The organism is Methanospirillum sp. (assembly GCF_035406105.1).
Taxonomy (GTDB): Archaea; Halobacteriota; Methanomicrobia; order Methanomicrobiales; family Methanospirillaceae; genus Methanospirillum.
Genome location: NZ_DAONKG010000003.1, coordinates 19,248 through 27,466 on the forward strand (window position 1 = coordinate 19,248; position 8,219 = coordinate 27,466).

The window sequence follows — 8,219 nt, forward strand, 5'->3', positions numbered from 1 at the left end:
ATCAGGGTTACTGACACCTGACTTTCAGATAATCTCCAAGGAGTGAATATTCCCGTACCCACTCTTGAGCATGTTCATCACCATCCCTGAGTTTTTCTCTCATCGTATGGCACATGCTCTCTCCAATACGGTAATAGGTATTCTGACATGACCAGAGATCCATGGTAAGGGAGAGTGGAGAGAGAAGATGAAATAACCGGTTCGTATTTGCAATAGATACAATATTCAGGGGATCTCTGGCGATGGTGTTAAGTAATCTGGAAATTGCCTGTGTCGCATGAACTGCAAGAAGTTTTGTATCAGTATCGAAATTTCCTCTGTTCATATCATTTAAAATCCTCTCAATATTATCATTATCAATTATCTGTTCATCAAGAGCAGCAATAAGTTCCCTGTTTAAGGTGTATTGAATCGGAAATTCAAGGGCTTTCGGAGTTGGAATATTCAGTTCCTTCATAGCAGTGATAAAGGGGAAATATCTGCGGTAGATCTGTTTATATGCATATTCAACATCCTGGAGTGCATCGTTGAGAAGTGTATACATAACGTTTCGTTTTCCGTCAGGAAAGAGATGCCACAGTGAGTATGAATGGAGGTCAAAATGCCTGTCTATAGACAGAATCATCCCGGGAAGATCACTTTTGGTAAATGCTGTCCAGATCCTCTCTTTTATTGTTTCAAACTCATCTTCAGTGGTATATGTCCCAACTCCGCCGATACAGTTATGATCGCCCATGTGCAGAGCAATAAACATCATGATTGACTCTTTTAAGGTACTTTTAGATCTGAAAAGGGCATGACCCATCGCCAGTTTCAGATTACCTGTTTCCGCCCGTTCATATGATTTACAGAAGATATCATAGAGCCTGAGCGGTGATTCTCCCGGCTTTCCTTCAATCAGGGATGTGATGGCATACTGAAAAGCTACGCGGGTAATATCAAAAACAGCAGTTTTTACATATTTCTTATAGATATCTCCGCCATTTCCAAGATTAGGCATATTTGACGATGCTCTCTCGAGTATCCTGATAAATTCCGGTTCAAAATCAGTACCGGTTACGTCCCGTGCAAGCTGCATCGCCCGGCATGCATACATCATGACCTGAACCGTCTCAATACCGGCAATATCATCGAAAAACCATCCGCAGGAGGTCTGCATGAACAGGGCATTCTTCTGCATCTCAAGCAGTTTCAGACAACGTGTCACCTCCTGTGCTGTAGGGGTTCGTTTGGCATATGCAGAGAAGAACGCTGCTATTCCCTCTTGTGTCCGGTGAATTACAAGATCCCCATAGATATCCCTCACCTGCCAGGGATCATGAAAGAGTCCTTCCATCTCCCGTTCATACAGGATGGCAAGTTCATTGACAAGCCATGAGATAGCATCCCGAAGCGGACGTCGCCATCGCTGGTTCCAGGGCTTGATATTATAGGGGGATACTGCAGAGGTAAAAGAAGCCGGGTAACAGACCGAGGTATCAGATATCAGACATGCATAGAGGGCACGACATCCACAGTCATCCTCCCATCTTTTTACCCCATGCGAACAGCTCCATGAGGTGTTCTCGGCGATTACAACTTCATACCGGGGAGGATATTTGTCAAGATACTCTCCATACACAGTAATATGAGCAAGTTTTTTTGATTCTATTTTATGAAGCGTATAGGCGAGTGCCATGTCGGCAAATCGGTGATGATGTCCGTATGTCTCTCCATCGGTTGCAATCGAGATGAGATGGGGATCTGTTGTCGTATTGGGAAATGCGTCGATGAGTCGGTTTACGAACTGATCACCATTATCGAGGAGATTCCCAAATGCAACCTCACCGGCAATAGCAGCTTCGTAAAAAAATATGGCAATGGATCGTCCTGAGGGAAGGAAACACTGATATGGATGGGTGATATCAAGGTTATTTTTTATATCAGTCCACGTATCATCTCCGATCCGTCTGATCCGTAAGGCCTGATGGGGTGCAAGGATGGTAAATCGGATACCATGCAGGGCAAGAAGTTCAAGGGTCTCGGTATCAACCGCTGTTTCAGAAAGCCACATCCCTTCAGGCATCCTGCCAAACCGGTATACAAAATCTTTGACCCCCCAGAGTACTTCGGTCTGTTTATCCCGGCTGTTTGCAAGAGGCATGATAAGATGGCTGTAGATCTGTGCGATTGCTGAGCCATGACCTGAAAATGCCTTTATGCTCGTCTTATCGGCCTCAAGGATTGCCTGGTAGACCTCCTGATTATGGATTTCCAGCCATGAAAGAAGGGTAGGCCCAAAATTAAAACTGATTTTTGAGTAATTATTGACAATATCAATAATCTGTCGTTCGGGGCCAAGGATTCGTGATGCTGCATTCGGTGCATAACATTCATTTGTCACCCGTTCATTCCAGTCATGAAACGGGAATGCAGATTCCTCAATCTCGATCTCTTCCAGCCAGGGATTTTCCCGTGGGGGCTGGTAAAAATGCCCATGAATGCAGATATATCGGTTCATATGCTCACCCTGCCATGGTTCAGACGAACATGTACTTTATGAAATCGTACAGTTTCATCTTGTATGAAACGTCTCATGGTTTGATAGTTTTGTTTTCATACCGGTGTTCCGGGGCAGGATTACTCTGCGAGGGAAAATTGAGGTGGTCCATTAAAAAAGTGAGATCTCCATCCTTTTTTTCCTGATGGAGCCAAAAAACATATATATCTATGCCAGTACTCTTTTAATTGGATGTATGAACCCAGATACACGTAATAACCAGGTTCAGACGATCATGGCTACTATCTCCTCGTTCATGGCAAGCAGGAGGAGTGAAGATAAACTTCGTGCAGTTTCCTTACTAAATCAGTATAAGAATGTCCTTCCGCCCCCGTTTTTCTCCCGGATACTTGAAGAACTTAAAAAAGACACACATTCGGAGATTCAGGAGGCATTACACCCCCTCCTTACGACTGAAGAGGAAGAGATGGTATCTGTTCCGGTTTCAAACAAGGAGATTGTAGCAAGGTACTCAGGATCTCTTGAATATGCCCTGAAAAAGGCACTGGAAATAGCAAATATCTTTGACCTCTCTCATGTAACGGCAAAGGCACTTCGTCAGCAGCTGACAGAGGGGCGGAATGGATCAGATAATGGGGTGTATTCTGATTTTATTCGGCAAAAATCAAAGATATCCTCAGATTTAACACTTTTTCCTCAGATTTCCCTCACCGTCTCTCCGATAGGGGCCTTATCCGAAGTCATCAGAATCATTCCTGAGTTGTCTAAAAAAATGAAAAAGGACGAGTTAAATCAGACCTAAAGGCAATTGAGGCAAAATTGGATGAGATTTTGGAGAGTGATCAGGAGATCTCCTTTAACATTGCCGGATATGAACTGCTGTATACTCTTGAACGGATGATGCGGGACCTTATCCAGCAACGGATAATGAAACCACACATGGATAATCTACAGACGAAAATTCCTGCAGATGTTCTGGAGGGAATGAAGAAACGAAAGGATGCTGAAGAGAATAATCCGATATCGATCGGAACCTATGAATTGATAGAGTACTGCGATTTTACAGATCTGAAAAAAATTCTTGAAAAGGGTCGAAATCATGAATTTTTTTCAGATATCTTCTCCTTTGAGGAGATAAAAACCGTCTATAGTAAACTTGGCGAGCTGGATCCGATCAGAAAGAAAATTGCTCATTCCCGTCCCCTGACAAGAAAAGAGTTTGAAAGACTCAGATTATATGCCACCGATATCCTGGATAGGATTCGGAAATAATTCTTCTCAATTAAGTGGTTCAAGCATTCTTTCATTATCTTTATATATCACTCTGATATATTCCTGCTATGAACGACAGGACGCCAGGGTTGTCACGAATTGGGATTCTTACCTCCGGTGGTGACGCTCCTGGGATGAATGCAGCAATCAGGGCTGTATATCGTGCTGCACATGAACTTGGGATCGAGGTGGTCGGGATCAGGAGGGGGTTTTCAGGATTGATTGAAGGGGATTTTTTCCTGATGGATCGATCGCATGTTGCAAATATTATCCATCAGGGAGGAACGGTTCTTGGAACCTCACGTTCAGAAGAGTTTAAAACCCCCGCCGGCCGGCAAACAGCTGCTGAAAATCTGAAGAACGCAGGTATTGATGCAATTCTTGTTATCGGAGGAGAGGGTTCTTTTCGCGGAGCTGACCTGCTCAATGACGAGACCGGTATTCCGGCAATTGGTATTCCCGGTTCTATAGATAATGATATACCTGGCACAGATTTTTCAATCGGGTTTGATACAGCAATCAATACCGCCCTTGAAGCAATTGATAAGATCCGGGATACTGCAATCTCACACGGGCGGCTGTTTTTTGTAGAGGTGATGGGCCGGTCATCGGATCTGATTGCCGTTGAGAGTGGGATAGCCGGCGGGGCCGAATACCTTGTTCTGCCGGGGGATCAGAATGCGATTGATGATCTCTGTATCCGGCTTACAGATGCTTTTTCTGCAGGAAAGCGATATGCGATTGTTGTAGTTGCTGAAGGTGAACGGCCGGGGTACAGCTTTCATATAGCACAAAAAGTGTCAGAACAGATAGACATCGAATCACGGGTGGTAGTCCTTGGCCATATTCAGCGTGGTGGAAGCCCCACTGCCCGTGATCGGGTTCTTGCAGCAAAACTCGGCGTTAGTGCCGTGTATGCCTATACGAAAGGCCATGCAGGGGTGATGGTTGGAGAAGTAAAAAGGAGCGTTGTTCTGACTCCTTTTGATAAAGTCATAATCGGGAGGCAGAAACCTGAACCGAATATTATCCGGCTGGCACAGATCCTGACAAAATAGTTTCTCTGTTCAGAGGTGCCCTGATTGCCATCCGGTACCCGCAGATAACCTGTATGGTGTCTCCAAATACTGCATTCATCTCCGGGTTTCCGGTATCGATATAGAGACTTTTGGTATTTTTTAATTTTTCTTCTGTTGCAATCACAATCAGGGCATCTCTTCCGGTTCGTGCAAGGACCCGGTGACTTATCTGCTGGTTTCCTCTTCCCAGAATAAAGCCCTGAGCCCCGATAGGACTGAGGATAATCTTTACCCGTTCATAAGAATCAAGAAGTCGGAGGATTTGTGATTCATTCAGATCACTCCCGACAACTCTTTCCTGAAATATTGCATCAATACCAAGAAGAGTATGGCTGATTCCAAGGCGTTCTGCGACTGCTCCGGTAGTAGTCCCGGCTCCAAGCAGATAGAGGGTATCATCCCGCATAATCTCTGTAATAAAAGATGCAATCTCTTCAAGTGCCCGTCCGGTATCACCACCGGATATCTGTTTACAGGACTGGCAGGGAATCGGTGCTGAAGGGATTTTTGCATATCCAAAGAGATTTGTATTCAGATGTCCTCTTCTGTACTCTTCTTCATCTACATCCATGACCTCACCGTCCGTACTGGAGGTTTTATCCCATTGAGAGAGAAGACGTGCAGCAGATTCAGGAGATGTTGCAAATACCCCAGAGTAGATCTTTACTCCGGTGGGGATGCCAAGAATAAGCGTATCACGACCGGTACATGAAAACACATCCCGGGCAGTTCCATCTCCCCCACAAAAAATGATAATATCACATTGATTACGGATACATTCCCTGCATGTATGCAAGGTATCGTCAGCAGTGGTTCGTTTCCCTGTGCCAGACGGATATTGAGGATGATATACACAGGTATAGGAAAATCCGGCATCCTTTAGTTCAACTTCTCCCATCTCACCCGCAGCTGTAAAAAAGTGGATATCTTTCCTGGTTATACCGGATAAAAACCGGGTTGCTTTCGCAGGTGATTCCTTGACAGCACCTCTGGAAATTGCTTCATCAATCTTTCCATCAGTCCCTTTCAGGCCTACCGCTCCTCCCATTCCGGCGTAGGGATTGACGATAAACCCGATCTTCATCATGACAGAGCAGGGAGGTTTTTTAGGGACTGTGCGATGAGCTCTGCAGGATATTCATAATCCACGAGTGATCCTGCGAAGTACCCTTCGTAGCTTGAGAGATCAAAGTGACCATGCCCGCTGTTGTTAAAGACGATGGTCTTTGCCTCACCGCTCTTTTTACATTCCAATGCTTTGTTGATGGCGATCCGGATGGCATGCGCAGACTCTGGTGCAGGAATAATTCCTTCCGCACGAGCAAACAGTACCGCTGCATCAAATACCTCATTCTGGTAGACAGACGTTGAATCTATCAGCTTATCCGCGTGGAGGTGTGATACCAGGGGTGCCATACCATGGTACCGGAGGCCTCCGGCATGAATCGACGGCGGAATAAAGTCATGACCCAGCGTGAACATCTTCAGAAGAGGGGTCAATCCGGCTACATCCCCATAATCATAGGCATACATTCCTTTCGTCAGGGATGGACATGCGGCCGGCTCAGCCGCGATGATCTCAACATCAGGGTTCTTCCCGTCAATCTTATCCTTTACAAAAGGAAAAGAAAGGCCGGCAAGGTTTGATCCTCCTCCGGCTGATGCAATCACGACATCTGCGGTTTCATCCACCATCTCAAGCTGCTTTTGTGTCTCAAGTCCGATAATCGTCTGGTGCAGGCAGACATGATTGAGGACACTTCCAAGTGAGTAGTTAGTATTGTCATGGGTTGCTGCATCCTCAACCGCTTCAGATATTGCAATGCCAAGACTACCCGGGGTATCAGGGTCCTTTGCAAGAATGGCACGTCCGGAGTTTGTATCTGGGGAGGGTGACGGCACACAGGTGGCACCCCAGGTCTGCATCATCATCTTTCGGTATGGCTTTTGATCATAACTGCCTCTTACCATGTAGACCTTGCACTCCAACCCAAAGAGCTGGGTTGCAAAGGCAAGAGATGAACCCCATTGTCCTGCACCGGTCTCGGTTGCGATCCGCTCAATCCCTTCTTTCATATTGTAATATGCCTGGGCAATGGCGGTGTTTGGTTTATGCGACCCGGGCGGGCTTACCCCTTCATACTTGTAATAAATCTTCGCCGGTGTCTTCAGTACTTTCTCCAACCGGAACGCCCGATAGAGAGGGGATGGTCTCCAGAGGGTATAGATATCCCGAACCTCACCTGGAATATCAATGTACCGATCCTGGCACATCTCCTGTTTTATAAGTTCTTTTGGAAAGATTAGCTCAAGATCCGACGGCCTGACCGGTTTTTTGGTCTGGGGGTGCATTGGCGGATCAAGGGGTGTTTTCAGGTCTGCCTGAATATTATACCATTTTTTTGGCATTTCGTTCTCATCGAGAATGATCTTGGTATCCATGTATACTTTAGTTTATCAATGAACATATTTATACATTGGTGTTCGAATGTGCGAAGGTCGTTCAGTTAGAATCCGTGGGATGTGATGGAAGAGAAGATCTCCGTTTTCTGATATACATTATCCAGAGACCGATTAGAATAACCGGCCAGATCATCGCCCATCCGGTAAAACAGAAAATAATCCCGGTGAGTATCAGGGAGATCGCACTGACCAGACTTCCTGCAGGACTATCTTTCATAAGGACAAGTCCGGCTGCACATCCTGCAAAATAAGTGAGAATAAATGTCGAATTGGGTATCTGAATGAGCACATCAAGCGTGATTATTCCACTGATGTATACTCCCAAAATACTGCAGAAACAGCAGAACAGGAAGATAAGCCCTCCCACCGGGGTCTGATATATCGTATGGAGGACTGAGAACTGGCGGGGGGCATATCCTGCCTGGGAAATAGCATAGGAGAGACGGGCAGCTGCACCGGTATAGGCAATTGCAGGGGCGGTTGTAATAAATAATGTAATAATTCCTGCGATAAGAACACCAGAGGTACCATAGGAGAGTTGTATCAGGTGTATCAGGGAGACTTCTGATATACCTGGTCCAAAACTGCCTGTTCCAATGACGGCACAGGCGGTTGCAAGATACAGAATACTGATGATAACCGAGGCGATGATGGTCCCTCTGACAACATCCCGTCCGGGATCTGCAAACTCCTCGGTTACATGAGAGATGGCTTCCCAACCGAGGAAACACCAGAAAATAAGGGTTGCTGCATGACCCACACGTGTCCATCCGTATGGCATGAAGGGAGTGAAGTGTGCAGGGTCGATGGCATGTATGCTCCCTGCAACCGCCCCGACAAGAATTGCTATGGTTGCACCAACCACCGCCATCTGAATCCCACCGGTTAGTCGCATCCCGAAAAAA

7 protein-coding genes are annotated in these 8,219 nt (G+C 45.9%); 3 read left to right on the top strand and 4 right to left on the bottom strand.

Annotation, left to right across the window (positions count from 1 at the left end):
* Window positions 1–7: 7 nt before the first annotated feature.
* Complete coding sequence (locus PLA23_RS00285; protein WP_324473518.1) at window positions 8–2,500, bottom strand: DUF3536 domain-containing protein; 2,493 nt, start codon at window positions 2,498–2,500, stop codon at window positions 8–10.
* Between the two features lie 274 nt (window positions 2,501–2,774).
* On the opposite strand from PLA23_RS00285, the gene PLA23_RS00290 reads away from it, so the two are divergent.
* The 3 genes from PLA23_RS00290 to pfkA all read left to right on the top strand — a co-directional run bounded on the left by PLA23_RS00290 (window position 2,775) and on the right by pfkA (window position 4,830).
* Entirely contained in the window at window positions 2,775–3,302 is a 528-nt protein-coding gene (locus tag PLA23_RS00290) for a hypothetical protein (protein ID WP_324473520.1), read from the top strand.
* A 17-nt stretch (window positions 3,303–3,319) separates the two neighbouring features.
* The gene (locus PLA23_RS00295; RefSeq protein WP_324473522.1) at window positions 3,320–3,772 is read left to right on the top strand and encodes a Swt1 family HEPN domain-containing protein; all 453 of its coding nucleotides are present in this window, start codon (window positions 3,320–3,322) and stop codon (window positions 3,770–3,772) included.
* A gap of 68 nt (window positions 3,773–3,840) precedes the next feature.
* A complete protein-coding gene (gene pfkA / locus PLA23_RS00300) occupies window positions 3,841–4,830 on the top strand; it encodes a 6-phosphofructokinase (protein ID WP_324327790.1) in 990 nt (329 codons plus the stop codon).
* On the opposite strand, the gene PLA23_RS00305 is transcribed toward pfkA, so the two are convergent.
* The 3 genes from PLA23_RS00305 to PLA23_RS00315 form a co-directional block, all read right to left on the bottom strand.
* On the bottom strand, window positions 4,799–5,938 hold the full coding sequence (locus PLA23_RS00305; protein WP_324327789.1) for an ATP-NAD kinase family protein: 1,140 nt from the start codon (window positions 5,936–5,938) through the stop codon (window positions 4,799–4,801). The two genes, pfkA and PLA23_RS00305, sit on opposite strands and share 32 nt — an antisense overlap.
* On the bottom strand, window positions 5,935–7,293 hold the full coding sequence (locus PLA23_RS00310; protein ID WP_324327787.1) for a TrpB-like pyridoxal phosphate-dependent enzyme: 1,359 nt from the start codon (window positions 7,291–7,293) through the stop codon (window positions 5,935–5,937). The genes PLA23_RS00305 and PLA23_RS00310 overlap by 4 nt, the downstream gene beginning before the upstream one ends.
* Window positions 7,294–7,354: 61 nt before the next feature.
* A partial coding sequence (locus PLA23_RS00315; RefSeq protein ID WP_324473524.1) for an APC family permease occupies window positions 7,355–8,219 on the bottom strand: 865 nt, incomplete at its 5' end.